The 23833-nt window shown below is 54.8% G+C and carries 24 protein-coding genes and 1 riboswitch; of the genes, 10 read left to right on the top strand and 14 right to left on the bottom strand.

Annotated features, from left to right (window positions below):
* Window positions 1–21: 21 nt before the first annotated feature.
* From tssJ to ACSEMK_RS03305, 3 genes are all read right to left on the bottom strand, one after another.
* The gene (gene tssJ / locus ACSEMK_RS03315) at window positions 22–528 is read right to left on the bottom strand and encodes a type VI secretion system lipoprotein TssJ (protein ID WP_430915127.1); all 507 of its coding nucleotides are present in this window, start codon (window positions 526–528) and stop codon (window positions 22–24) included.
* Window positions 529–552: 24 nt separating this feature from the next.
* Window positions 553–1047: an SH3 domain-containing protein gene (locus tag ACSEMK_RS03310; RefSeq protein ID WP_430915126.1), complete on the bottom strand. Its 495-nt coding sequence runs from the start codon at window positions 1045–1047 to the stop codon at window positions 553–555.
* A gap of 647 nt (window positions 1048–1694) precedes the next feature.
* A complete protein-coding gene (locus ACSEMK_RS03305) occupies window positions 1695–2009 on the bottom strand; it encodes a DUF2502 domain-containing protein (protein ID WP_087860815.1) in 315 nt (104 codons plus the stop codon).
* Window positions 2010–2289: 280 nt separating this feature from the next.
* Between ACSEMK_RS03305 and ACSEMK_RS03300 the strand changes: the two genes are divergently transcribed.
* Window positions 2290–3573 carry a glycoside hydrolase family 10 protein gene (locus ACSEMK_RS03300; protein WP_435336321.1) on the top strand — a complete coding sequence of 428 codons (1284 nt, stop codon included), beginning with the start codon at window positions 2290–2292 and terminating at the stop codon, window positions 3571–3573.
* Window positions 3574–3647: 74 nt separating this feature from the next.
* Here the strand turns inward: ACSEMK_RS03300 and ACSEMK_RS03295 are convergent, their stop codons facing one another.
* Entirely contained in the window at window positions 3648–4625 is a 978-nt protein-coding gene (locus ACSEMK_RS03295; protein WP_113373346.1) for a nitronate monooxygenase, read from the bottom strand.
* A gap of 162 nt (window positions 4626–4787) precedes the next feature.
* Between ACSEMK_RS03295 and ACSEMK_RS03290 the strand changes: the two genes are divergently transcribed.
* Window positions 4788–5672, top strand: coding sequence for a LysR family transcriptional regulator (locus ACSEMK_RS03290; protein ID WP_430915125.1), 885 nt, complete (start codon window positions 4788–4790; stop codon window positions 5670–5672).
* A gap of 47 nt (window positions 5673–5719) precedes the next feature.
* Here the strand turns inward: ACSEMK_RS03290 and ACSEMK_RS03285 are convergent, their stop codons facing one another.
* From ACSEMK_RS03285 to ACSEMK_RS03260, 6 genes are all read right to left on the bottom strand, one after another.
* A complete protein-coding gene (locus ACSEMK_RS03285) occupies window positions 5720–6268 on the bottom strand; it encodes an RNA polymerase sigma factor (RefSeq protein ID WP_430915220.1) in 549 nt (182 codons plus the stop codon).
* A gap of 17 nt (window positions 6269–6285) precedes the next feature.
* On the bottom strand, window positions 6286–6708 hold the full coding sequence (locus ACSEMK_RS03280) for a hypothetical protein (RefSeq protein ID WP_430915124.1): 423 nt from the start codon (window positions 6706–6708) through the stop codon (window positions 6286–6288).
* 109 nt (window positions 6709–6817) lie between these two features.
* Entirely contained in the window at window positions 6818–7771 is a 954-nt protein-coding gene (locus ACSEMK_RS03275) for a hypothetical protein (RefSeq protein WP_435336313.1), read from the bottom strand.
* Window positions 7772–7843: 72 nt separating this feature from the next.
* Window positions 7844–8950, bottom strand: coding sequence for a DUF4056 domain-containing protein (locus tag ACSEMK_RS03270; RefSeq protein ID WP_015705469.1), 1107 nt, complete (start codon window positions 8948–8950; stop codon window positions 7844–7846).
* A 66-nt stretch (window positions 8951–9016) separates the two neighbouring features.
* Complete coding sequence (locus tag ACSEMK_RS03265) at window positions 9017–9970, bottom strand: hypothetical protein (RefSeq protein WP_045382251.1); 954 nt, start codon at window positions 9968–9970, stop codon at window positions 9017–9019.
* Between the two features lie 14 nt (window positions 9971–9984).
* The gene (locus ACSEMK_RS03260) at window positions 9985–11109 is read right to left on the bottom strand and encodes a BamA/TamA family outer membrane protein (protein ID WP_430915122.1); all 1125 of its coding nucleotides are present in this window, start codon (window positions 11107–11109) and stop codon (window positions 9985–9987) included.
* A 257-nt stretch (window positions 11110–11366) separates the two neighbouring features.
* Window positions 11367–11470: riboswitch (TPP riboswitch) on the top strand.
* A gap of 66 nt (window positions 11471–11536) precedes the next feature.
* On the opposite strand from ACSEMK_RS03260, the gene ACSEMK_RS03255 reads away from it, so the two are divergent.
* The 6 genes from ACSEMK_RS03255 (at window position 11537) to ACSEMK_RS03230 (ending at window position 17832) form a co-directional block, all read left to right on the top strand.
* A complete protein-coding gene (locus ACSEMK_RS03255; RefSeq protein ID WP_430915121.1) occupies window positions 11537–12232 on the top strand; it encodes a TenA family protein in 696 nt (231 codons plus the stop codon).
* Window positions 12229–12954, top strand: a complete 726-nt coding sequence (locus tag ACSEMK_RS03250) for an ABC transporter ATP-binding protein (protein ID WP_430915120.1) — start codon at window positions 12229–12231, stop codon at window positions 12952–12954. The genes ACSEMK_RS03255 and ACSEMK_RS03250 overlap by 4 nt, the downstream gene beginning before the upstream one ends.
* Complete coding sequence (locus ACSEMK_RS03245) at window positions 12951–13691, top strand: ABC transporter permease (RefSeq protein ID WP_430915119.1); 741 nt, start codon at window positions 12951–12953, stop codon at window positions 13689–13691. Before ACSEMK_RS03250 ends, ACSEMK_RS03245 begins: the two co-directional genes overlap by 4 nt.
* A 27-nt stretch (window positions 13692–13718) precedes the next feature.
* Window positions 13719–14648, top strand: coding sequence for an ABC transporter substrate-binding protein (locus ACSEMK_RS03240; protein WP_430915118.1), 930 nt, complete (start codon window positions 13719–13721; stop codon window positions 14646–14648).
* Between the two features lie 307 nt (window positions 14649–14955).
* Window positions 14956–16341 carry a diaminobutyrate--2-oxoglutarate transaminase gene (locus tag ACSEMK_RS03235; protein WP_015366536.1) on the top strand — a complete coding sequence of 462 codons (1386 nt, stop codon included), beginning with the start codon at window positions 14956–14958 and terminating at the stop codon, window positions 16339–16341.
* A 9-nt stretch (window positions 16342–16350) separates the two neighbouring features.
* Window positions 16351–17832 carry a pyridoxal phosphate-dependent decarboxylase family protein gene (locus ACSEMK_RS03230; protein WP_162750142.1) on the top strand — a complete coding sequence of 494 codons (1482 nt, stop codon included), beginning with the start codon at window positions 16351–16353 and terminating at the stop codon, window positions 17830–17832.
* Between the two features lie 68 nt (window positions 17833–17900).
* On the opposite strand, the gene ACSEMK_RS03225 is transcribed toward ACSEMK_RS03230, so the two are convergent.
* From ACSEMK_RS03225 to ACSEMK_RS03210, 4 genes are all read right to left on the bottom strand, one after another.
* The gene (locus ACSEMK_RS03225; RefSeq protein ID WP_049058346.1) at window positions 17901–19091 is read right to left on the bottom strand and encodes a cytochrome c biogenesis protein DipZ; all 1191 of its coding nucleotides are present in this window, start codon (window positions 19089–19091) and stop codon (window positions 17901–17903) included.
* Window positions 19092–19179: 88 nt separating this feature from the next.
* Window positions 19180–20532, bottom strand: a complete 1353-nt coding sequence (locus ACSEMK_RS03220) for an ATP-binding protein (RefSeq protein WP_430915117.1) — start codon at window positions 20530–20532, stop codon at window positions 19180–19182.
* The gene (locus ACSEMK_RS03215) at window positions 20532–21269 is read right to left on the bottom strand and encodes a response regulator (RefSeq protein WP_045387982.1); all 738 of its coding nucleotides are present in this window, start codon (window positions 21267–21269) and stop codon (window positions 20532–20534) included. Before ACSEMK_RS03215 ends, ACSEMK_RS03220 begins: the two co-directional genes overlap by 1 nt.
* A gap of 86 nt (window positions 21270–21355) precedes the next feature.
* The gene (locus ACSEMK_RS03210) at window positions 21356–22348 is read right to left on the bottom strand and encodes an alpha/beta fold hydrolase (RefSeq protein WP_213794011.1); all 993 of its coding nucleotides are present in this window, start codon (window positions 22346–22348) and stop codon (window positions 21356–21358) included.
* Window positions 22349–22595: 247 nt separating this feature from the next.
* Here ACSEMK_RS03210 and ACSEMK_RS03205 point away from each other — a divergent pair, with 247 nt between their 5' ends.
* Together ACSEMK_RS03205 and pqqA are read left to right on the top strand one after the other, a co-directional pair.
* A complete protein-coding gene (locus ACSEMK_RS03205; RefSeq protein WP_430915116.1) occupies window positions 22596–23615 on the top strand; it encodes a dipeptidase in 1020 nt (339 codons plus the stop codon).
* A gap of 138 nt (window positions 23616–23753) precedes the next feature.
* The gene (gene pqqA / locus ACSEMK_RS03200) at window positions 23754–23825 is read left to right on the top strand and encodes a pyrroloquinoline quinone precursor peptide PqqA (RefSeq protein WP_002905689.1); all 72 of its coding nucleotides are present in this window, start codon (window positions 23754–23756) and stop codon (window positions 23823–23825) included.
* The last annotated feature ends 8 nt before the right edge of the window (window positions 23826–23833 follow it).

Genomic DNA, 23833 nt, shown 5'->3' with positions numbered 1-23833 from the left:
AATTTCCTGTTAGGGCTCGCGCTATTGCTGCACGACGCGGATCCCGTTAACGTCAAGATATAAATTGGCTTGCAGTTGATCTGCCGACAGTTTCCAGAACTGCCAGAAAGGGGTTTCGCCAGGCGTTGGCAGAGGAAGAGAAATGCGCCACTTTTTACCATCCAGAGATTGGTATTCCGCCATCACTCCGATATAACGCGCCTCCGGCGAGCTTTGCCCGCTGAGTTTTTTTGCCAGTTGCTCCGGCATCAGGAAAAATTCATCGCTGTTCAGCAAGTTGCCGGCGAGAACTTTTTGCGCGTTATTTTGTAAGGAGTAGAAATCGGCGGACATGAATTCCGCATCGGATTTCAGCACTAACACTCTGACCTTTAATGGCGCAGAACGGTTAATTTGCGGGTGGGCCTGGAACTGAAGATTGTATCGGGCAGGGTCGCTGTGTGAAGACGAACCACATCCACTAACCAACGTAAAAAGAAACAAATAAAACGCCAGCATGGCCTGGCGTAAAAGAGAGTTATTATTCATACGGTGTCGCTCGTAAAGGCGGGATTAATCCAGAATCCAGGTACCGTTATTGCCGTTTTTGCAGGCTTTGGTATTTCCGTCGACGCTCACGCAGGTCGCTTTCTTACGCGCCTTCGGGCGCTTCGACTGTTCGCGAACCGTTTTATCATACAGCTCACTTTTGACGACGGCATTGGCTGGAGCATAGCCAATTAAATTTTCCTGACCTTCATTGGCTAATGCTATCCAGCCGTCCTGGGCCTGCCCCAACGCGATATAATTAGCACCTGGAACTAATTGCACAATCACTTTGCCGCCATACCCGGCCTGGCTCATTACCGCGGCGGAATACAGCGCGCGATATTCTGCGTTAATCGGGGTAAATTCCGTTGGAGGAACAACAATATGGCGATGGATCAAATTGACGCCGTTAACCTGCGTGGTTTCAATGGTGTCATCGGTAATTTGCGGCTTCGGTGGCGCTTCGCACCCTGCCAGTGAAACCGCAATCATAGCGGCTAAAAACACTCGCGTTTTCATATGCTTTTCCATTGCAATGCTATTATTTTCTTAAGGGTTATCCCTGCTTGAATAACAAGTCTGAATATCCTTAATCACTGTGCGTAAAAGGGTTCCCGGTGTGGTATGGGCATAGCTACCGCACGAATCTTCACCGCAGTGGATCCCTTTATTACATTTCATTAACTATCACCACACAATTTTACAGATCGATCGAGTCAATTCAATACGCAATTTCGCCTCGTAGTTATGGGTGGTTAGCGTATTTAAATTTTTAGGATTAATCTCACTCGCTCTTTTAGCGCAGAAAGTCGAACAATCGCCGAAAAAGTGTAATACCAGAGACCATACAAAAGAAAGTGTAATTTAACCATGTGATTTAAAAGATATATTTAATTATTTTGCAAATCGGATTTTTCATTCGCTGTGAATATGGAATAGTCTTAAAAAACATTTCGCGGTAAATTTGCCCACCAATCTTGGTAGGCTATTTTTATTTTCATCAGGTAATACTGATGCTGTAAAAAATCAAAGTGATATTTGACATTATTGCGGGAGGCTTCTAAAGACAGTTTACGCAAACCATCGACAGCAGCGAATAATGAGTTGAATCTTGAGGGGTGAATTGCAGTAGCTAAAAAACGGAGCCTGATGGCCCCGTTAATGTTTTAGTGATGATGCTTCTTGTGATGTTTATAGTATTCTTTCTCACGCTTCTTCGCGTCTTTACGACCGTCGTGGTAGCCCTTCTCGTAGGCTTTACGCTGTTTTTTCTCTAGCTTTCGCCAGTGCTTGTCGCGATATTCATAATGACGATGCCAGTAGTCTTTATCACGCCAACGGCCGCCGTCCCAGTAATGACCGTAGGAATCCCGGTCGCCTATCTGCAGTTTAATAGCCGGCAAAAGCGTAATCTCTTCGGCTTGGGTGACGATCGGTGCGGATGCCAGCAAAACGGCGGCCAGCAATAATATTTTTCGCATCGGATTCTCCTTAGCTGTGCGTCTCGTAATATGTTGTAACACAACTGACCAGCTAATTATCCAGGTTAATTCTGCTTTTTCAGCTAACTGCTGTGAAAGGTTGTCGTTAGTTCTGCACGTTACGCGTACGGATACCAGACAAAAGGCATTTTCTTTTTCTTTGCATCGGAGCGCGGCTTGCCCTGGTGGGGGAATCATAAGACAATGTGATTTTTCAAGCGTCTACATGCCTACGGGAGTAATGATTATCGCTTCTCGTCGCCTTCTCTCCGTCACCTGCATGACCCGGCTCGGCGCGGTTGCCGCCGCCGTACTGCTGCTCGTGACTTGCACCAGTAAAGCGCCAAAATCGCTGGTGACCGCCAGTAAACCGCCCGTTACGCAAAAATCGGCAAAAAATCAGCAGCCAGTACGCGGCGTCTGGATCACCACGGTTTCTCGTCTCGACTGGCCGCCGGTGGGTTCAATTATCGCCAGTAGCCCGGAAAGCCGTATCAGCCAGCAAAAGCTGGCTTTGATCGCCAAACTCGACAATCTACAACGCCTGGGCATCAATACCGTCTTCTTCCAGGTCAAACCTGACGGCACCGCGCTGTGGGATTCCCACATCTTGCCGTGGTCAGACATGTTGACCGGCAAAATTGGCGAAAATCCCGGCTACGATCCGCTGCAGTTTATGCTCGATGAAGCGCATAAACGCGGGATGAAAGTTCACGCGTGGTTCAATCCGTATCGGGTATCGGTTAATACCAAACCCGCTACCATCGCCGAGCTTAACCACACCCTGACTCAGGTCCCCGCCAGCGTATTTGTCCTCCACCGCAACTGGATACGCACTGCCAGCGATCGCTTTGTGCTCGACCCTGGGATCCCGGAAGTCCGTGACTGGATAACCAGTATCGTGGCGGAGGTGGTGCAAAACTATCCCATCGACGGCGTGCAATTTGATGACTATTTCTATACTGAGACGCCGGGATCGACGCTGAACGATAATCAAACCTATCAGCGATATGGCCAGGGTTATGCCTCGAAAGCCGACTGGCGGCGTCACAACACCCAACAGCTGATAGCGCAGGTCTCAGAGACCATCAAGAAACTCAATCCACAGGTTGAGTTTGGCGTCAGCCCGGCGGGGGTATGGCGTAACCGCTCCCACGATCCGGCCGGTTCTGACACCCGCGGCGCAGCGGCCTATGACGAGTCCTATGCCGATACCCGCAGTTGGGTACAACAAGGGCTGTTGGATTATATCGCGCCGCAGTTGTACTGGCCGTTCGCCCGCGACGCCGCGCGCTATGATGTGCTGGCTAAGTGGTGGGCCGATGTCGTGAAACCCACTCACACCCGGCTCTATATCGGCGTGGCGCTGTATAAAGTCGGCGAGCCGTCAAAAAATGAACCAGACTGGATGGTCGACGGCGGCGTGCCGGAGCTGAAAAAACAGATCGACCTCAATGAAACCACACCGGGTATTCAGGGGACGATTCTGTTTCGTGAAGACAACCTTAACCAGCCGCAAACCCAGCAGGCGGTTCAGTATCTGCAGCAGCGCTGGGGTAGCTAATTCCGGCTAATCATCCTCCCCGTTGTCGCAAACGGGGAGTTTCTGTTTTCCGCATGAGAGCGCGGGAAGGCAGATTAAACCGTCAGTTCCTCCACCACTTCCGCTACGCTCTTAATCCGCTGAATACTGCCGATGCCGGTTCCCAGTGAAATGTAGCCTTCGTCAGTGTTGCCCTCCAGCATACCAATTCGCAGGCCACGTAAACCGCCCATTTCCGCGGCTATGGTTTCATTACTGGCGCCGGATTTATCTAACGCCACCAGCCTGGCGGCTAATTTACCCGGCAGCGAACGATAGTAATCTGGCAATGTGCGAAATAGCTGCAAATCCAGACCGTTAGCTTGCACGATCATCTCTTTCACCGATGGCGGCACGCGGCTCTCGGTGGTGCTGATAAACACGGAGCCGGCAAATACCCCTTGTGCGCCCAGCGCGTGGGCGGCCCTGGCGGTGCGCCGGTCGGTAATCCCGCCAGCCGCCAGCACCGGCACACGCTTCACCGCATCAACAATCAATGGCACGATTGAAAACGTCCCTAGCGCCGTTCCCGGAAGCGTGCCTCCTTCGTCGAAGCCGGTGGCGACAATAACATCAGCGCCCATCTCCTCGGCCTCGCGGCTGTTTTCCGGTGTTGGGTTAATATCACGATAAATAATGCTGATCCCGGCCTGCTTAAGCGTGGCAAACAGCGAGGGAATGATAGCTCCTTGACCATAGCCGGTATAAACCACCGCTTTAACCCCCTCTTCTTTTACTACTTCTACAATCGGCGGCGTCCAGATATCGTTTTCAACCGTCGGAATGAGATTGACGGCAAAAGGTTTCTCGGTGAGTAATTTCGTTTTACGGATCTCTTCACGCATCTTTTCTGCCGTTTCCTGCGGCGTCGTGACGGCGGTTTGCGCGGTTAAACCCGCATTCGGCCCTAATACGCCAAGCCCGCCGGCATTACTGACGGCGGCGACTAATCGGGCGTCGGTCAGCCAGGATAGCGGCCCCTGAATGACAGGTTTTTCAATACCGAGAATATGGCTAACAGAATGGTTTTGCATGATGCGGCTTCCTTAGTGTGTTTTCTGGCGCTTAGCGCTGGGATGACGCCACTGTAGGCCGCTTTATTGTTGGGAAAAATAGTAAAAGTTATCCTTCACTGTTATTAAATAAGTAATAATCAAAGTGAAATACGATGTTGTCATCGGAGCACATTGGCACAAATGAACTTAAATCTGTTTGAATCTATTAAGATTTTTATCGAGATTATCGAGTCTGGCAGCTTTACGCGCGCCGCCGAGAATCTGCAGATCCATCGCCCGGCGGTTACGAAAGCGCTACAGCAGCTTGAGCAGCACTGCGGCGTTCGGCTTCTGCAGCGTACCACCCGACAGATCCACCTCACCCCTGATGGCGAGGCGTTTTATCGTCGTAGTAAACCTCTGCTGGCGCAGGCCGACGAGCTTATGGAATCTTTCGCCCCGCAGCGTCCGCTACGTGGTCAACTGCGCATAGATATGCCTATCGCCCTGGCGAAGTTAGTGGTCGTGCCGAATCTCCCCGCCTTTTATCAGCAACATCCGGAGATTGAAATTGTGCTGAGCAGCTCCGACCGGCGGCGGGATATGCTTCGCGAGGGCCTCGATTGCGTCCTGCGCATTGGCGAGCTTGAAGACGGTGACTATATCGCACGTCATCTCGGTACCGTCGGTATGAAAACCTGCGCCAGCCCGGCCTATCTGGCGAAATACGGCGTTCCCGCAACCCTTGACGACCTGCGGCATCATCAGGCGATCAACTGGCTGAATAACAGTAATCATCAGACCATGCGCTGGGTGTTTCAGACTGACGCCGGGCAGCAGAACATTTCGCTAGCGGGTAAACTGGTGGTGGATAATTCAGAGACTTACATCGCCGCTGGCCTTGCTGGACTCGGCATTATGCAGGGGCTGGATCTTTTCCTTCACCCCTGGTTGAAAAGCGGCGAGCTGGTTGAAGTCCTGCCGAATAATCCGGTTCCCTCCAGGAAGTTATCGCTTATTTATCCCCATCGTCATGTTTCGCGCAAGGTGCGCGTCTTCGCCGAGTGGCTGGCGACAATGTTATAGGAATACGGATAAAATAAAGCCCGGCGCTATCTGCCGCCGGGCATGAATTAAGGTGCGGTAAGTTCATCGTAAAGCGTTCGCAAACGGCTGCGCAGAAACAGCACCGCTTTGTGTTTACGCGACAGCCACGCCTGCTCGCTGGCGCCGCTCTCTGTCGCCAGCTCCCTGTAGCTATAGCCCTGCAGTTCGGTTTTTTCGAAGGCTTCACGTTGCAGCGGCGGCAGTTCCGCCAGCGCTTCGGTTAATGCCTCCCACAACAGTTCTTTAAGGTATGCTTCCTCCGGCGTCTGCGCGACGCCAAACAGCGTTTCCGCCAGCTCATCCTCGGCAAAGCCGCCATCACCATCTTCATCAGTATCGAATGTTAATGGCAACTCGCGCTTCTTACGCGACCGGTCGGTCATTTCATTACGCGCCGCCCGGAATAACCATGCCGCCACGTTCTCCACCGGTTGCTCGACCTTCATCAGTTGCAGGGTGACTTCCTGCAGGATGTCATCGGCATCGTCACGTACGGCGGTTCTACCGCGAATAAACGCGCTTAAACGCGCACGACAGGCGGCAAGCGCAGACAGCAGCCGTGATTCCCCCGCCATCGCGTTTTTCACCTCGTTCACTCGGCATCCGGCGTTTTCGCCGATGGGTTATCGTTAGTCGGTTGCCCGCCGCGACGTTCATGCCAACCGCAGCGGCCGCGATGTCCGTGGCGGCCGAAACGTTGGGCAAACTCCTCTCGCTGCTCCGGGGTCATGGTCATCCAGCGTTCATGCATGCGTCGACGCGCCTGAGCCATACCAAACATACCGCGATGAAAACCTAAACCGCCAAACAAGATACGGCACAGCGCCAGCAACCCCAAAGCCTGCCAGAAACCGATGCTTTTCACCCCGAAGATAGCCGGCAGCAATGCGTTCCATAGTGACATCACGACCAGACTCAGTACCACAACAATCAGCGCGCCGATAATCAGCGGTCGCGCCAGTCTATGACGTCCAAAACCCTGGTGATGATGCCCGTGTCGTTCAAAATCTCTCATCGTCAATTACCTCATTAAAATGTATGTATCGAGGTAGACGAATCAGCGAAGAAAATATTGCCAACAAAATGAAAAAAAATAGCGCAACCACTAAAACGGGTAATATCACTCAGAAACTCATCGCTAAACCGAGGCCGTACCCTTCGGTGTTATTACCGAACATGTAGCGGGCCACCAGTCGGGTGCGGGTGATGAATACCGGATACTGGCTGCTGTCGAGCTCCAGGCCAATGCCGAGCGAACTCAGGCTATCAAAGCCGAGTTCACCGCGCTGGTCGCTAAGATAGATAGTATGAGCCCCTTCCAGCACATAGCGTACCGGGCTTTTCAGCAACATCCAGTCAGCTATCGGCGCGCGTCGACGAAGGTAGATACCCAGATTTTCGGCACTGGCCTGCCCCTGTACCGCTTCTGATGTGCTACCGAAGGTTTGCAAATTCATCGCGGAATAGCGCGCTTCTATGTCAATATCCTGCGTGTTGGAAAACAGTTCATAATCGAGCATTAGCGACCCGCCCAACCCATAGGCGTTCAGACGCCCACCATCGAGGAAGCGAATATCGGCATCCGTTTTACGTTCGAGCGCCCAACGACCGAGGCGCGCATCGCTGGCCATGGTGCCCAGCATCATAGTAAAAATAGGCCGTAACACCAGTTTTCCGCCCCATCGGTCCTGATATAATGGAAAGTCCCAGCCGACACCGCCGGTAGCGGTCAGACTGTTCCATTTGGTGGGAATGGTACGGCTCTGGGCACCATCGCTGACCACAAATTGCGGATCGTAGCGACTGTAACCGAGGGTGCCTTCCAGATAGAGCGGAAAATCCTCACTCAAGGTGGCGCCGCCGCCAAATTGCGTGAGGGTTAGTTCGTTTTTCTCATTCGCGCCGGAGCCAATATTCAGATCGCTGGCGGTAACGTCAGGTACCACGGTGTAACTCATTAAGGTGAGCACCGCATCCGCGCGCTGCTTTAGTCGACTGCCGTCCAGGGCATAGCATTCCTGACTAACTAAAAGCACCGTCAGTAGCAGCCAGCACGCACGCGGAACACCAAATACCATAGCCTGATGCTACCTCATCAATAACGGGGGAATTCGTTTGATTGAGTATAGCCAGCAGCGTCCAAACGTTAGTTATTTTTCAATACGCTGCAGCTGAATGGCATCCGCCTGCTGCGCTTTATCAGCGAGCTCCTGGAACTGCTGCGGAGAATAAAAATTATGCGGCGCTGGCAGCGACTGCATATCCTGCCCCGGATGGATTTGCAGTTGACCCAGTTCCGCGAGCGTAAACCCGGCAACTTCCTTTGGCATCGTCAGGCGATACGGCGGCGTGCGTTCAAAAGGAACCGGCGTTGGCAGGCGATTTTCGCTGAGATCGTAATTCCGCTTCAGCACCAGAAATTTATCCGGCACTCGCCGTTTACTGTTCCACCAGTCGCCGTCGACTTCACGGAACATCCTCTCGGTCTCACTTTGCGGCGCGACCAACAGTTTGACCAGCGCCTGTTTTAACGCCGCTTCCATCGCCCGGTTATAAGCATCGACTGAACCGGCTTGCCCTTGCAAAATGACGTTAATCGCCAGACGCGCGCCAAGCAGATTGGAATAGAGATCTTCCGGTGAAAAAGCGGAAATTTCTTCTGAAAAACCCGGAACCGACTGGAAACCATACCATTGGGCGATCTCATGCCATTGCGCAATTTCGAAGGCCAGATGGCCGGCAAGCCAGGCGGCAATCGTATATCGCTGCGGCATTGAAGCCGGCGGCGTAAAGGCATTTAACTGGACGCGGCGTACGCCCAGTTCCTCGCTATAAAAGATGCGTCCTGGCTGCCCGAGCGTCGGGTAAATTCGGCTGAATAAATAAAAGGTGTAATCAGCGGTATCACGCACATGAGCGATATCAATAAAACCGCCGCGGCGGGTATAAATAAGGCCATTGTGCTCATCGCTTAAGCCAACCAGATTTTTAACCGCGCCGAGCGCGCTATCGTTGTAATGATGCTCGCCTAAGGTATCGAGCGTCAGCACATTGCCAATCTGATAAACCGGGATTGGCACGCCAATGGCGCGCACCCGCAGATCGAAACCGAAGGCGCAGCATGGGCGCAGCGATTCCGGCGGCGATAATTCACCCACTACCGGGCTGACATGGTTAACGGGAATCGTCGGTAATACCGGGTCCTGGGCAAATACCGAAAAAGCAGCCGCCAATAACCACCACAAACTCTTACGCATCAAAAGCGTTCTCCATGACACAAAAACAGCGCGCATCATACTCGCCGATGGCTACACGCCGTTAAGTCAAAAACGGTATTCACCGGCGACAAAGAAACTATTGCGATCGTTAAAGCCAAATTCGGTCAGAACGTTGAAGTTACGCGTGATTTCGTACTGGGCGCCGATCAGCATATTCCATGGTGAAGTGAGTTTCTGTTTGACATCAAACTTGCCGTCGCCGTCTTTATTGACCGCGGCAATCAATGGCTGCAGCTGTGGCGGCATATGCAAATCGGCCAGGTTGCCTTTAAATTCCTGCTGCACATCCTGATACATACTGCCGACCCACACGCTGAGATGCGAAGGGCCGGAAATCCCCTGAAGGTTGAAGCGATAGCCAACGCGAGGTGACACTGTCACGGCAGAAATACTGCCGTCGAGAATATCGAAATCGGTGCGGGTGTAGTTTGTATCGACGAGGGCAAACCAGTTCTCATAGCCGCCAGCCAGCGTGAACCCGCCTCCCCAGGTGGTACCTTTGAAATCGAGAACAAAATCGATATTTTGCAACTCGCCGCTTTGATTAAGGTTATGCACTGCGCCGGCGATGATGCGATCCAGACCGCGGTATTGCGTTGGGTCGGCATCGACCGACACATTCGACACTGACGAACCGCGGGTGTGGCCTAGAATCCCGTAGACATTAAGGAAGGGAAACACCCACATATCGAGCCGCAGGTTCTCAGTTTTGCTCTTCTCTCGCGTGTGTCCGGCATCGATGGCGAACATGTCGCTGGGGATCGGATGGTTACCCAGCTTCAGTCCGGAAAAAGTGATGCTGTCGACCATAATATCCTGGCGCATATTCATATAGCTGAGATTGACGCCAAACGGCAGCGGGATGGAATAACCGCGAGCGCGCGCTTCGTCGCCCCAGATGGGAAAGTAGCTATCGCTGTCGTCACTTTCCGCCGCACAGGCATTCCACACGGCGCCAGAGGTCAACAGCAGCGTGATGACGGTTGTTTTCCATCTCATTTTTATTCGTACCTTTACAGTCCGGAACCCACGTTAAAATAGACCGCCTGCTCGTGTTCGCTAAATGCGACATCGACGCCGGTAAATAAACCATACTGACGGGCGACCAGATAACGAAACCCGGAGCCCCACGCCACTTCGGTTTGCTGCCACAGCGACCTCGCCTCATCGCTCGCGCTGCCGATACCGACAAAACCTTGCAGGATCCAGCGCGGCGCAAATTGCCAGGCCAGTTGCGTCTGGGCGACAGCGACATAATCGCCCTGATAGCGAAAACGCGAGATGCCGCGCAGTTCGATGTAAGGCCGGGCCATAGGCGTTAGATGCTTGTCATGATGAGTCAGCGACTGATAATTTGCCGCCAGCGCCAGGGTTAAGGTCGGCGCCAGCGGGATAAAGTATTTACCATCCAGCGACAACTGATTGTAATGATAGTCGCCGCCGAGAAGAGCGCGGTAAAAACGGTACTCGCCCTGCAGTGATAACCCTTTCTTAGGGTAGAAAAAATTATCGGTAGTGTCATATTCCGCCACCACGCCCAAGGACGAAGAGGTGCTGTTTTCCCCGAGCACCCGCTGCCACACCTTGTTAATCAGCGGATTATCCGCGGTCACATCGGTGTGCGCATAGAATTGCGAGGCGCCAAGAAAAACCGGAGAGTCCCCCACGCGGAATAACAGCTTTTGTAAACCGCCAAAGCCTTTGGTGTGGGTTTGCACCGCCACATTTTTGTTAAAACCGGCAATGTCACCGGAGTAGATATCGAGATTGACATTGGCGTAACCCGCACCAACCAGATAACGAATACTGTCGTGATTCCAGGTATGACGATGCGCGGCGCCGATGAACCAGGTCCCATTTTGCGTCCCACCACCGCCGAACCCGGTCAGCGCCGGTGGAATAAAACGATCGCCCTCGCGGGAGCCTTTACCGTGCAGAAATAAACCAAACAGACCGCCGCCGTAGCCGATAGCCGGCTCGGTAATCATCACAGGTACCGGCAGAAAACCGTACGGGTTATCCTGCAGATACTGGCTCATATCGAGCATGCCGTCTTCAGGGTCGAATAATTGCGCTGCGATAGACGCGCCAGGCGCGAGGGCAAGCATCAGTAAAAGAGTAAGGCCTGCCAGCTTCATGCGGTCTCCAGCACTGACGCATTCATAAGAGGATATTAATGTAATGTGCTAAAAATATATCGTAAGCCCTTGTTCTACGCCAACTTACCCTCTCCTTACTTTGCTTATTTTTGGATAAAAAAGCGTGGTTAATCACACAAATTGATAAATGTTATTTATCGAACCGTCCCATTGCTCCTTAAAAGTGACAGTGTCACAGATATCGCCGTTTTTTACCTTGCCGCCGTTGTAATCAAAAAGTGAATGACGTATAACATGTCGCAACCGAGGGGTGTCCCGTGAGGGCTGAGATGGCGTAAAAGCCGAACCCTTTGAACCTGATCTGGGTCATGCCAGCGAAGGGACGGGTCGGCATGTTCGCCAGTTTTCAGTTTTGCCTGTTCACACTTCTGCACGCCCGGATCTCCCCCTATTTTCAGGAGGTCCCATGATGATTCCCGCTTTTACCCAAGGTCTTTACGGTCGACTGCGTGAGCAGGCCGGTGGCGAATGGCAACGCTACGTGTCGCACCCTTTCCTCCAGCAATTAGCCGCGGGTACGCTGCCGCAGGCAGCCTTTCGGCGCTATCTGACCCAGGATTATCTTTTCTTAATCCATTTCGCCCGCAGCTATGCCCTGCTGGTCAGCAAACTTCGCACGTTGCCGGAGATGCGCGCCGCCGCCGCCTCGATGAATGCCATCCTTGCTGAGCTACCGCTACATGTAGGCTATTGCGAGCAATGGGGGTTGAGCGAAGACGCTATGGCCCTGCAAAGCGAAGCGATGGAAACCATCAACTACACCCGCTACGTACTGGATATCGGCCACTCCGGCGACGCGTTGGATCTGCTGGCGGCGCTGCTGCCCTGCGTCGCGGGCTATGCGGAGATCGGGCTCGGTCTGTTGCACAACCCACAAACCAACTTGCACGATAATCCCTATGCTTCATGGATCCGCAACTACGGCGACGAGAGCTATCTACAGGGCGTCAATGCGGCGATCGGCCTGCTGGAAACGCTCTGGCAACAGCGCGGCGCGGAATCACGGTTCGCCGGGCTGAGCGACATATTTACTACCGCTACCCGGCTGGAAGGCAATTTCTGGCAAATGGGACTGAATGCCGCCGGGCAGGACAAGGCGTGATGGCGCCAGGTATTCACGTTCGCGATTTATGTCTGCGTTTTGGCTCGCGGGAGATCTTTCACGATCTCTCTTTCGATATTGCCGCCGGGCAATGGGTGTCGCTCCTTGGCGCCAGCGGCGCGGGCAAAACCAGCCTGTTGCGTATTATCGCCGGGCTGGCGGCGCCAACCCGCGGAACCGTAATCGCCAGCGATGGCCTTCCCGTCACTACACGACTGGCGTGGATGGGGCAAAAAGATCTGCTCTATCCGTGGCTTAACGTGCGGGAAAATGTCGCCCTCGGCGCCAGGCTGCGCGGTGAGAAGGTCGACAACGCCCGCGTCAACGAGCTTCTTGAGCAGGTAGGACTGGCCTCCTGCGCTGATGAACGCCCGGCCGCGCTGTCTGGCGGGATGCGCCAGCGCGCGGCGTTGGCGCGCACCCTTTATGAAGATCGCCCCATTGTGCTGATGGATGAACCGTTTTCCGCTCTCGATACCCTCACCCGCACACGCATTCAGACCCTGGCCGCGCGCTTACTGACCGGACGTACCGTGGTGCTCATCACTCATGACCCGATGGAAGCCTGCCGCCTCAGCCATCGTCTGCTGGTACTCTCGCCTGATGGTGAAATTGATGATAGCCATCATTTAAGCGGAATCCCGCCTCGCGCCCCGGATGATGGCGCGCTGCTGGCAAGCCAGTCGCAGCTGCTGCAGCAATTGATGAGGGCGAACGGATGAGGGGCAAGTTACTGCGCGGGTGCAGCGTATTTTGTGGCCTACTGTTGCTCTGGCAGCTGGCGTGCTACAGCGGCATTCCCACTTTTTTGTTGCCTTCTCCGGCGGCGGTCGCTGAAGCGCTGTGGAATAACCGCAGCTATCTGGCCAGCCACACTCTGGTCACCCTAAGCGAAATTCTCAGCGGAATGGCGCTCGGCGTCGCGCTCGGTATGGTGCTGGCGCTCTGTATGACCATGTCGCCGCGATTACAACGCTGGTTGATGCCGCTGGTACTGACCAGCCAGGCCATTCCGGTATTCGCCCTCGCCCCGCTGCTGGTGCTGTGGTTTGGTTTTGGTATGAGCGCCAAGGTCATGATGGCGGTGCTGGTTATCTTCTTCCCCGTTACCTCGGCTTTCTTTGACGGTCTGCAACGGGTCAATCGCGACTATCTCGATCTGGCCCGCACCATGGGCGCCTCCTTTGGCGCTCAGTTGCGCCATGTTCGACTGATGGCGGCGCTACCCGCGCTCGGTTCCGGCCTGCGGATGGCCGCCGCCGTCGCCCCCATTGGCGCGATTATCGGTGAATGGGTCGGCTCCGCCGAGGGGCTTGGCTACGTAATGCTGAATGCCAATGCTCGCCTGCAAACCGATATCTGCTTCGCCGCCTTGCTCATTTTAGTGCTGCTGACCATCGCGCTGTGGTTGGCGGTCGATGCCTTTTTGCACCGGCTGATCAACTGGTCGCCGGAATAACTTATCAAGAGATAATAAGGAAGAGATATGCGTATACCTCTGTTAGCCGGCCTTACTCTACTGGTCTGCGGCCAGGCATCAGCCAATGAAAAGCTGACCCTGGTACTGGACTGGTACATCAACCCGGATCATGCGCCCATTATGGTGGCGCAACAGATTGGCGCCTTTCGGGATGCCGGGCTGGATGTCAATATCATTCCCCCTTCCGACCCGGCGCTCCCTCCGCGTCTGGTTGCCGCCCGCCAGGCGGATTTAGCGATCACCTATCAACCACAGGTCCACTTCTTCGCCGATGAAGGACTGCCGCTGGTTCGCGTCGGGACGCTGATCCACTCGCCGCTAAATACCGTGATTGCGCTGGATCCGCGCATCAAATCTCCGGCCGATCTGCAAGGGAAAAAAGTGGGATACTCGGTGAGCGGTATTGAACAAGCGACGCTGGCCACCATGGCGCAGCACGCCAACATCGACCCTAACAGCATTAAACTGATCAACGTTAATTTCCAGCTCACCAGCGCTCTGCTGGCCGGCCAGGTCGATGCTGTTATCGGCGGTTATCGCAATATCGAAGCGCTGGAACTCAAACTGCAGGGCAAAAGACCGGTGGTCATGAATGTGGAAGACTATGGCGTGCCCGCTTACGACGAACTGGTGATCGTGGCAAACAAAGCCGAGGTCAACGCCCCTAAAATCAAAAAATTCCTCGACGCCTTACAGCAGGGAGTGAGCTATTTGCGCGCGCATCCGCAACAAACCTGGCAGCGATTTGCCAAAGCGCATCCGGAACTCAATACCGAACTGAACCAGCAGGCGTGGTTGCAGAGCGTGCCGCTGTTCGCCACCGATCCGGCAGCGTTAGATAAGCCGCGCTACGACGCGTATGAACAATTTTTATATAACAATAAGTTGGTGAAAAAAGTAACACCTTTAGCAAATTATGCGATCGAACTGCGTTAAGTAACCATAAAACTGACGGAAGTATTTCCGTCAGTCATTCAGCGAAGCGGTAATAAAAATATATAGACTTTCTCACTAATAATTACACTTTCCATGGTTTTAAAAACAATCGCAATTTACTTTTAAAATCAGCCAATTATATTGACATTCCTGTATGTAATAATCGCGTCAAAATAGCGCCTTAAATTAAAGATTGAATGCGGATTTAAAAAGCCATATATTGTGCGCGCTTTATGAATGCCGATTCAATTTTCTAAACCTTTTTATTCAACCAGAGTTCAAACGTAACGCTGGTTGTGGGAGTGATATGATGACGGATAAAGTCCGTATTGATACTTTAAGTGCAGATTTATTGGACGCGAACAACGAAACCTTTTTGGCTCGTCAGGCTGAATTCGAATCGAATGTCAGGAGTTACCCTCGCAAGTTACCGCTCGCCATCACCAAAGCCGAAGGCGTTTGGCTGACCGATGCGGATAACAAACAGTACCTGGACTGCCTCGCCGGCGCCGGGACCCTCGCTCTGGGCCATAACCATCCTGAAGTACTGCAGAGCATCCAAAGTGTCATTACCAGCGGCTTGCCGTTACATACCCTCGATCTGACAACACCGTTAAAAGATCGCTTTTCTGAATACCTGCTCTCCTGCCTGCCAGGCGAAGGGAAAGAGTATTGCCTGCAGTTCACCGGTCCTTCCGGCGCTGACGCCGTTGAAGCCGCGCTGAAGCTGGCGAAAAAATACACCGGCCGTACGGCGGTGATCAGCTTCTCCGGCGGTTATCACGGGATGACCCACGGCGCGCTGTCCGTGACCGGCAATCTGTCGCCAAAAGCGGCGGTCAACGGCATGATGCCGGAAGTCCAGTTTATGCCTTATCCGCACCTGTATCGTTGCCCGCTGGGCATCGGCGGCGAAGCGGGCGTGAAGGCATTGACCTATTACTTCGAAAACCTGATCAACGACGTGGAAAGCGGCGTTCGCAAACCTGCAGCGGTTATCCTTGAAGCCGTGCAGGGTGAAGGCGGCGTGAACCCGGCGCCGGTTGAGTGGCTGCAACGCATCCGCAAAGTCACCAAAGAGCACGGCATTCTGCTGATCATCGATGAAGTTCAGGCAGGCTTTGCCCGTACCGGTAAATTCTTCGCCTTCGAACACGCCGGCATCGAGCCGGACATTATCGTGATGTCTAAAGCCGTCGGCGGTGGTCTGCCAATGGCGGTTCTGGGCATTAAGAAAGAGTTCGATGCCTGGGAACCTGGCCATCATACCGGTACCTTCCGTGGCAACCAGCTGGCGATGGCCACCGGCCTGACCACCCTGCGCCATCTGCGTGATAACAAGATTGCCGACAAAGTCGCCGCCCAGGGCGAATGGCTGAAAGGCAAACTGGCGGAAATGCAAAAACGCTATCCGGTTATCGGTCACGTACGCGGTCTCGGTCTGATGATCGGTATCGAAATCGTGAAGCCGAACGAGGCGCAGGATCATATGGGCTGCTACCCGGCTGACGGCGAACTCTCCGCGCTGCTGCAGAAGAAATGCTTCGAAGCGGGCCTGATCCTGGAACGCGGTGGCCGTCACGGTTGCGTACTGCGTCTGCTGCCGTCCCTGCTGATTAGCGACGCGGAGCTGGAAGTGTTCCTCGATAAGTTTGAACAGGCCCTGCTGGCCGCCGGCGTAAAACCGGTCTGAGTGGAGTAAGTGACCGCAATGTCCAAATTGAATCCGATTCTGGCTGGGTCCGCGGCAAGCATTGACGCTTACCAGCAGGTCATTTCCCAGGCCAGCCAGGCGGTTGCGCAGTGGCTGCAACAACCTGAAATGTATCAGGGGAAAAGCGTTGATGAACTCCGTGAGCGCATCACCCTTGATTTTAACGAACAGGGTCTGGGCAACCAGGCGGCGATTGAACGTGCGATCGAGTACTTCCTGAAAGACAGCCTGTCGGTGCACCATCCGCAGTGCGTGGCGCACCTGCACTGCCCAAGCCTGGTTATCAGCCAGGCGGCGGAAGTGCTGATCAACGCCACCAACCAGAGCATGGATTCCTGGGATCAGAGCCCGTCGGCGACCATCATCGAGATGAAGCTGATCGAATGGCTGCGCGCCCAGGTTGGTTATCCGGCTGGCGATGCCGGCGTCTTCACCAGCGGCGGTACCCAGAGTAACCTGATGGGCCTGATGCTGGCGCGCGACGCCTTCTTTGCCCGTCAGGGGCATTCCATCCAGCAGGATGGTATTCCGGGCGACATTCGTCAGTACAAAGTACTGTGCTCGGAAAACGCCCACTTCTCGGTGCAGAAGAACATGGCGCTGATGGGGCTTGGCTATCGCTCGGTCACGTTGGTGAAAACCGATGAATTCGCCCGTATGGACGTCACCGACCTGAAGGCCAAGATTGCGCAAGCGCAGGCCAACGGCGAGCAGATCATGGCCATCGTCGCCACCGCCGGTACCACCGACGCGGGCGCGATTGACCCGCTGCGTGATATTGCCGGTATCGCGGCGGAGCACCAGATCTGGCTGCACGTTGATGCCGCGTGGGGCGGCGCGCTGCTGCTCTCCGAGCAGTATCGCGATTACCTCGACGGCCTGGAGTTAGTGGATTCCGTTACCCTGGACTTCCATAAGCAGTTCTTCCAGACCATTAGCTGCGGCGCCTTCCTGCTGAAAGATGCTCGCCACTACGAGCTGATGCGCTATCAGGCGGCCTATCTGAACTCCGAGTTTGATGAAGAACACGGCGTTCCGAACCTGGTCTCCAAATCGCTGCAGACCACCCGCCGCTTCGACGCGCTGAAGCTGTGGATGGGGCTTGAGGCACTGGGCAAGAAACAGTACGCTTCAATCATCGATCATGGCGTGACGATGGCGAAAAACGTCGCGGAATTCGTGAAGTCTCAGCCAACGCTGGAGCTGGTCATGCAGCCGCAGCTGGCAAGCGTGCTGTTCCGCTCACGTCCGGCGCAAATGGCTGGTAGTGATACCGCCGCGATCGCCCTGCTCAACCAGCGCGTGGGCGACGCCCTGCTGGAATCCGGCCGTGCCAACGTCGGCGTGACCGAGCATAACGGCGTAACCTGCCTGAAGCTGACGCTGCTCAACCCGGTGGTGACGCTGGACGATGTGAAGGTCTTGCTGAGCCTCGTTGAACGCACCGCCCAGGAACTGCTGGCGAAATAAGACGCTGCCGATTAGCGAGTGTCCTGCAAAAGCCGATAACTGCTGTTATCGGCTTTTTTATTTCCTCCTCACGTCCGCGCTTCGCGCAGCAGTTGTTGGATCACCTGCTCCTGACGGGCATAATCACCTTCGCCAAAGGCGGTATAACGCAGTTGTCCCCGCGCATCGAAGAAATAATGCGCCGGCCAGTACTGATTACCAAACGCATTCCAGATGGCGTAGTTGTTATCTGCGACAACCGGATAGTTTAGCTGCCGCTGGCTGACCGCTTCACGAAGCTGCGGCAACGACCGTTCCCACGGATATTCCGGCGTATGTACGCCAATCACTACCAGCCCCGCATCGCGATACTTATTGGCCCACGCCCGTACATAAGGCAGCGTATGCTGACAGTTGATGCAATCGCGGGTCCAAAAATCAATCAGCACCACCTTGCCCTTTAACGCCGCATTGGTAAGGGGTGGGCTATTAATCCATGCGGTACCGCCTTGCAATTCCGGCATAGCGCTGGTTGGCCGCGGCGCAACGATCGGCTCCAGCCGAACTCGTTGTTGATCCTGGGGCATAAACGCGCTGAGCCGCTGCTCCAGACGATGGGTTAAACCGCTGGCGCCCTGCAGATAACGATCGCTACCGCTGGCGATTAATGCCACTGCGGCCAACATTGCCACGCCAGCCAGTTGGCGTAACCGCCCACTTATCACCTGACCACCGCGCAAACGGGAAATCAGCCGCGCGCCGAACCACCCCAATAGCAGCAACATCAGCGCGCATCCGCTGGCATAGGAAAGCAGCAAGATGCCGGTCGTCACTGAATTTCCTTGCAACAACGCCAGGCTAAATATCGCCCCCAGCACCGGTCCCGCGCACGGCGCCCAAAGTAGTCCAATCGCCAGTCCGGCGAATACTGAAGCGAGCCCACTGCCATAACGATAGCTCTGTTGGTTAAGTTGATTACCCAACGCAACCGCTGGCGATCCGAGCCAGCCTGCAACGCGTGTTGACAGCAAACTGATAGCCACAACGACCAAAAAGCCCAGCGCCAGCCAACGCCCGACGATAGTCAGATTGACTAACCATCCCCCTGCCGCCGTGGCCAGCAGCGATACAGCGGTAAACATCAACCCCATACCGAACAACAACAGGATCAGTTGTCCCTTACGCCCGCTTACGCTGGCAAACACCAGCGGGATCACCGGTAAGGTACAGGGGCTAAGCAGCGTCAACATACCGGCCAAAAATGCAATCACAACAGCCATGATCATTCTCCTTCGCAACGTTGCCGAAGTGGCAACGTCAGCATTACAACAGGAGATTGTATGGAGGATATGTCCGTGAAACGGCGGTTTAGTATAGGGATTTATCTGCAGTTGGAATGGATACAGAAGGATACAAAACGGCGGCATTGAGACGTACCCGCGCCTCAAGACCGCCCTGTTGAAGATTGTGCAGAGTCAAACTTCCCTGCATCTGCCCGGCGAGCTGGGCGGCGATTGCCAGCCCCAAACCGGTACCGCCGGTATCGCGATTACGTGACTGCTCGAGCCGATAAAACGGCTGCAGTACAGCGGTGAGCTCTCCTTCCGGGATGCCGGGGCCGTCATCAACAACGTGAATGATAACATCGCCATTCGGCGGGTAACTCAGGCTGATTTCCACCTTTTCGGCGTATTTCAGCCCATTATCGATTAAGTTACTCATGATCCGCCGCAGCGCCTGCGGCTGAAGCGTCATGACGTCCACCCCTTTAGCGGCATGAAAACTGACCGCTTTACCGATATCGGCATAATCACAGGCGATGCTATCCAGTAACGCATTGAGACTCATCCGCTGCGGCGCTTCTGCCAGCGGTTCGGCCGATCGTGCCAGCGCGATGCCTTCGCGAACCAGTCGGGTCATGCTATCGAGATCCTGTAACAGCTTATCGCGGAGTGCCGGTTGGTCGGCCATCTCGACTCTTAGCTTCATACGGGTAATCGGCGTCTGCAAATCGTGGGAGACCGCCGCCAGGATCCGCGTGCGCTCCTGCAAATGGTCCTGTATTCGCTTTTGCATCGCGTTGAAGGCGCGCGCCGCGCGCTGCACCTCTTGTGGTCCCTTCTCGGCCAGCGGCCCTGCAGCCGGAGTAGCCGGTTGCAGCGTATCAATGGCGCGGGTAAAGCGGGTCATCGGCGCGACCACCTGGCGGACGGCGTACCAGGCGCAAAATAGCAGTAACAGAAACTGCGCGACCAGCACCAGCGGTAGCCAACGTGCGATGGCCGGCAGCTTTGGCCACAGGTCAATGCTGAGCGGCGCGCCGTCGCGCAGGGTGACGTGGGCCTGAATATGTTCGCGCGGTCCAGGGACGGCGATAATACTCACAGGATAGCGACCGCTCAGGGCTTCCTGTAACGAGCGTACCGCATCGCGGGTACGCCAGCTGGTGGGATAATCGCCAGTTTGTCCGGCAGAAAGCTGATAGCGGTAGTTACCGCGCGCCAGACGCGGCAACCAATGCGGCCGTTCTTGCGCAGGAAGACGATCAAGGATAGCCACGCTGGTGGCGACATCGTATTCAAGGTTGCCCAGCATGACGCTACGGGCGCTGCTCATGCGCTCGTAGAGCAGAAGCGATAGCGTCAGGGCATTAGCGAGCAGCAGAGCGAGAAAAATCATTATCATTAAGCGCGACTGCAGTGACGCCGGCCACACTTTCATTATCGCGCCTCGCGGATCGACACCGGCACTGACAGCACGTAACCCTCGCTGCGCACGGTTTTGATATAAGCGGGCTCACGCGCGTCCTCCCGCAGGCGCTGACGCAGACGGCTCACCAACAGATCGATAGACCGTTCAAACAGTTCGGCATCACGCCCCTGGGTAAGATTCAACAACTGATCGCGGTTGAGCACCCGTTGAGGATGATCAAGAAACACCCGCAGCAGGCGATATTCCGCCCCGCTTAGCGCCACAATTGTGCCACTCTCGTCCAGTAGATGCCGCGCCGAGGTATCGAGCAGCCAGTCGCCAAAGGCGATAAGCCTGCCGGCTTCGCTGATTTGTAAATTGGGGGGAAGCGCGCGGGCGCGGCGTAAGATGGCTTTGATCCGCGCCAGTAGCTCCCGCGCCACGAAGGGTTTCACCAGATAATCGTCGGCCCCCATCTCGAGACCAAGTATACGGTCGCTATCTTCGCTACGCGCGGTCAACATCAGCACCGGGATATCCTGTTGGTCATCATTGCGCAACTGGCGACAAAGGGTTAAACCATCATCGCCGGGCAGCATGATATCGAGGACAATCAGATCGATTTGATGGTTTTTAAGTACAGACCACATCGCTTTGCCATTCGCAGCACCGCTGGCGCGATAGCCCGATTTCTCCAGATAACCCACGATCAGTTCGCGGATATCGCGATCGTCATCGACAACCAGGATGTGGTCAATACGTTCCAAAGGCGTCTCCTGCGGAAAAATAAGCTCATGAAAAGCATATGCGGCTTTTCCGCAAGCGCAACTCTGCGCTTGCGGCGTGGTGAGGCTTATAAGCGATCGGCATCAATAACCGCCTGAACAAATTCCGCTGGCGCCTCCTGCGGCGGGTTATGTCCCACTGCGCCTTTGAAATCCCGATGCTCATATTTACCGGTGAATTTCGCCCGATAGCTATCCGGCGCCGGATGCGGCGCGCCATTGTTTTCCCCCTCGATGGTAATCGTGGGTACGCTAATCGCCGGCAGTTTCGCGAGTCGCTGTTCGTAGGCCGCATATTTCGCTTCGCCCTGCTCCAACCCCAGGCGCCAGCGGTAGTTGCTGATGGTGACGGCAACGTGATCCGGGTTATCCAGCGCTTTCGCGCTATTGGCGAACGTGGCATCCGTGAATGTCCACCGCGGCGAAGCCTGATGCCAGATAAATTTGGCAAAGTCATGGGTATTTTGCCGGTAGCCCGCCTCGCCGCGCGGGGTGGCAAAGTAGAATTGATACCACCACGACAGTTCCGCCTGCGGCGGTAACGGCTTCTCGCCAATTTGCTGGCTGCTAATCAGATATCCGCTCACCGATACCAGCGACTTAACCCGCTGCGGCCAGAGCGCCGCGACGATATCCGCTGTACGCGCGCCCCAGTCAAAGCCGGCGAAATCCGCTTGCTTAATATTTAGCGCATCCATCAGATGCACAATATCCGCCGCCATCGCCGATGGCTGACCGTTACGCGGCGTTTTAGCCGACAGGAAACGGGTGGAGCCGTAGCCGCGCAGATACGGCACGATGACCCGGTAACCCTTCTGCGCCAGCGCCGGGGCCACCTGCGCGTAGCTTTGAATATCATACGGCCAGCCGTGCAGCAAAATTACCGCCTGGCCATCGCGTGGCCCCATATCGACATAACCGATATTCAAATCGCCGGCGTTGATTTGTTGCACCTTGTCGAAAGCGCCTGCGTCTTCAGCAGCGCACACGCTGGCGGACCACAGCGCGGAGAGACACAGCGCCGCAGCGCTGACATGACGGATTGCGGATAATCTGTTCATCCTCATTTCACCTTTTATCTGGAAGTGTTAAGCAAGTACGTGAACAGTTAATCAGGCCTGTGTATCCAGCATGTGTGGGATTTATCGTGTTTTTGCATCGCCATGTATGAGGTTTGCCGATTGATACAGTGTGATACAAACGCCAGATTTGGCGATTGTTGCTAAGTTGTGAATTTCCACTTGCCGCAGCGAACAAATCAGTTACCGTGTCAGGCATTTCCAGTACAACCAGCAGATGGAGCGCGCTATGGCGATTTTTGATGGTCACAATGACCTGCTGCTCAATTTATGGCTTCACCATCGCGAGGATCCTGCAACCGCTTTCTTTGCCGGGATTGAGAACGGTCATCTCGACTATCCGCGCATGCAGCGAGGCGGATTTGCCGGCGGGCTGTTCGCGCTATTCGTGCCGCCGCAGGAATATATTGCCCGTATGGCGCCGCAACACGCCAACCAACGGTGGGATCCGATCGCTATCCTCTGGCAGCAACTGGCCATTCTGAAGCAACTTGTCGCGCAGTCCGCTGGACGCGTGAGATTGTGTCTGAGCGCGGCGGATATCGAACGCTGCCGCCAGGATAATGTACTGGCGATGGTGGCGCATATTGAGGGCGCCGGGGGTTTTGATGGCGAGGGCCGCGACCTGCAGGCCTTTTATGCCGCCGGGGTACGCAGCATTGGTCCGTTCTGGAATATTGCAAACCGCTTCGGCAGCGGCGTTAACGGTTCGTTTCCCGGTAGCCCGGACACTGGACCTGGACTGACAGCGGCAGGTATCCATCTTATTAAGCAGGCCAATGCCTTGAAGATGCAGATTGACGTGTCTCATATGAATGAAAAAGCGTTCTGGGATACCGCCCATCACTCGACGTCGCCGCTGGTAGCCACCCATTCCAATGCCCATGCGCTATGCCCGCAGCCGCGTAATCTCACCGATGAACAATTGCGGGCGATTCGCGACAGCGGCGGCGTGGTCGGCGTCAATTTCGGCAACGCTTTCCTGCGCGCCGACGGCAAACGCGATAGCGATACCCCATTGCGTACCATCGTTCACCATATCGACTATCTTATTAACATCATGGGCGACGATCATGTGGCGCTGGGGTCCGATTTTGACGGCATCACGCTACCGGACGAATTGGGCGATGTGAGCGGTTTACCACGGCTAATCAACGCATTGCGCCATAGTGGTTATGAACAATTGGTGCTGGATAAACTGCTGTGGGGCAACTGGCAAAAGGTATTAAAAAATGTTTGGCAACAATAGGTTATATTGTAAATATAAGGTTAAATACTTACATGTTGCCGGTTGACCTTTATCCCCCTGAGGGGCAATATTTGATTGCCATCACAAAACCGACACAACCGACGATGTTGATGTCGCATTTTTATAGAGGAAAAAACAATGTGGAAGAAACCTGCTTTTATTGATTTACGTCTGGGTCTGGAAGTGACGCTGTACATTTCCAACCGCTAATCGCTCCG

It is taken from the genome of Klebsiella sp. K-3 (assembly GCF_051207495.1).
GTDB lineage: Bacteria > Pseudomonadota > Gammaproteobacteria > Enterobacterales > Enterobacteriaceae > Klebsiella > Klebsiella aerogenes.
This window is presented reverse-complemented; position numbering and strand designations above follow the sequence as displayed.

What these genes read in the sequence shown, in the direction of transcription:
- tssJ (WP_430915127.1), bottom strand. Translation starts at nt 528, where the DNA reads ATGAATAATAACTCTCTTTTACGCCAGGCCATGCTGGCGTTTTATTTG.
- ACSEMK_RS03310 (WP_430915126.1), bottom strand. Translation starts at nt 1,047, where the DNA reads ATGAAAACGCGAGTGTTTTTAGCCGCTATGATTGCGGTTTCACTGGCA.
- ACSEMK_RS03305 (WP_087860815.1), bottom strand. Translation starts at nt 2,009, where the DNA reads ATGCGAAAAATATTATTGCTGGCCGCCGTTTTGCTGGCATCCGCACCG.
- ACSEMK_RS03300 (WP_435336321.1), top strand. Translation starts at nt 2,290, where the DNA reads ATGACCCGGCTCGGCGCGGTTGCCGCCGCCGTACTGCTGCTCGTGACT.
- ACSEMK_RS03295 (WP_113373346.1), bottom strand. Translation starts at nt 4,625, where the DNA reads ATGCAAAACCATTCTGTTAGCCATATTCTCGGTATTGAAAAACCTGTC.
- ACSEMK_RS03290 (WP_430915125.1), top strand. Translation starts at nt 4,788, where the DNA reads ATGAACTTAAATCTGTTTGAATCTATTAAGATTTTTATCGAGATTATC.
- ACSEMK_RS03285 (WP_430915220.1), bottom strand. Translation starts at nt 6,268, where the DNA reads ATGGCGGGGGAATCACGGCTGCTGTCTGCGCTTGCCGCCTGTCGTGCG.
- ACSEMK_RS03280 (WP_430915124.1), bottom strand. Translation starts at nt 6,708, where the DNA reads ATGAGAGATTTTGAACGACACGGGCATCATCACCAGGGTTTTGGACGT.
- ACSEMK_RS03275 (WP_435336313.1), bottom strand. Translation starts at nt 7,771, where the DNA reads ATGGTATTTGGTGTTCCGCGTGCGTGCTGGCTGCTACTGACGGTGCTT.
- ACSEMK_RS03270 (WP_015705469.1), bottom strand. Translation starts at nt 8,950, where the DNA reads ATGCGTAAGAGTTTGTGGTGGTTATTGGCGGCTGCTTTTTCGGTATTT.
- ACSEMK_RS03265 (WP_045382251.1), bottom strand. Translation starts at nt 9,970, where the DNA reads ATGAGATGGAAAACAACCGTCATCACGCTGCTGTTGACCTCTGGCGCC.
- ACSEMK_RS03260 (WP_430915122.1), bottom strand. Translation starts at nt 11,109, where the DNA reads ATGAAGCTGGCAGGCCTTACTCTTTTACTGATGCTTGCCCTCGCGCCT.
- ACSEMK_RS03255 (WP_430915121.1), top strand. Translation starts at nt 11,537, where the DNA reads ATGATGATTCCCGCTTTTACCCAAGGTCTTTACGGTCGACTGCGTGAG.
- ACSEMK_RS03245 (WP_430915119.1), top strand. Translation starts at nt 12,951, where the DNA reads ATGAGGGGCAAGTTACTGCGCGGGTGCAGCGTATTTTGTGGCCTACTG.
- ACSEMK_RS03240 (WP_430915118.1), top strand. Translation starts at nt 13,719, where the DNA reads ATGCGTATACCTCTGTTAGCCGGCCTTACTCTACTGGTCTGCGGCCAG.
- ACSEMK_RS03235 (WP_015366536.1), top strand. Translation starts at nt 14,956, where the DNA reads ATGATGACGGATAAAGTCCGTATTGATACTTTAAGTGCAGATTTATTG.
- ACSEMK_RS03225 (WP_049058346.1), bottom strand. Translation starts at nt 19,091, where the DNA reads ATGGCTGTTGTGATTGCATTTTTGGCCGGTATGTTGACGCTGCTTAGC.
- ACSEMK_RS03220 (WP_430915117.1), bottom strand. Translation starts at nt 20,532, where the DNA reads ATGAAAGTGTGGCCGGCGTCACTGCAGTCGCGCTTAATGATAATGATT.
- ACSEMK_RS03210 (WP_213794011.1), bottom strand. Translation starts at nt 22,348, where the DNA reads ATGAACAGATTATCCGCAATCCGTCATGTCAGCGCTGCGGCGCTGTGT.
- ACSEMK_RS03205 (WP_430915116.1), top strand. Translation starts at nt 22,596, where the DNA reads ATGGCGATTTTTGATGGTCACAATGACCTGCTGCTCAATTTATGGCTT.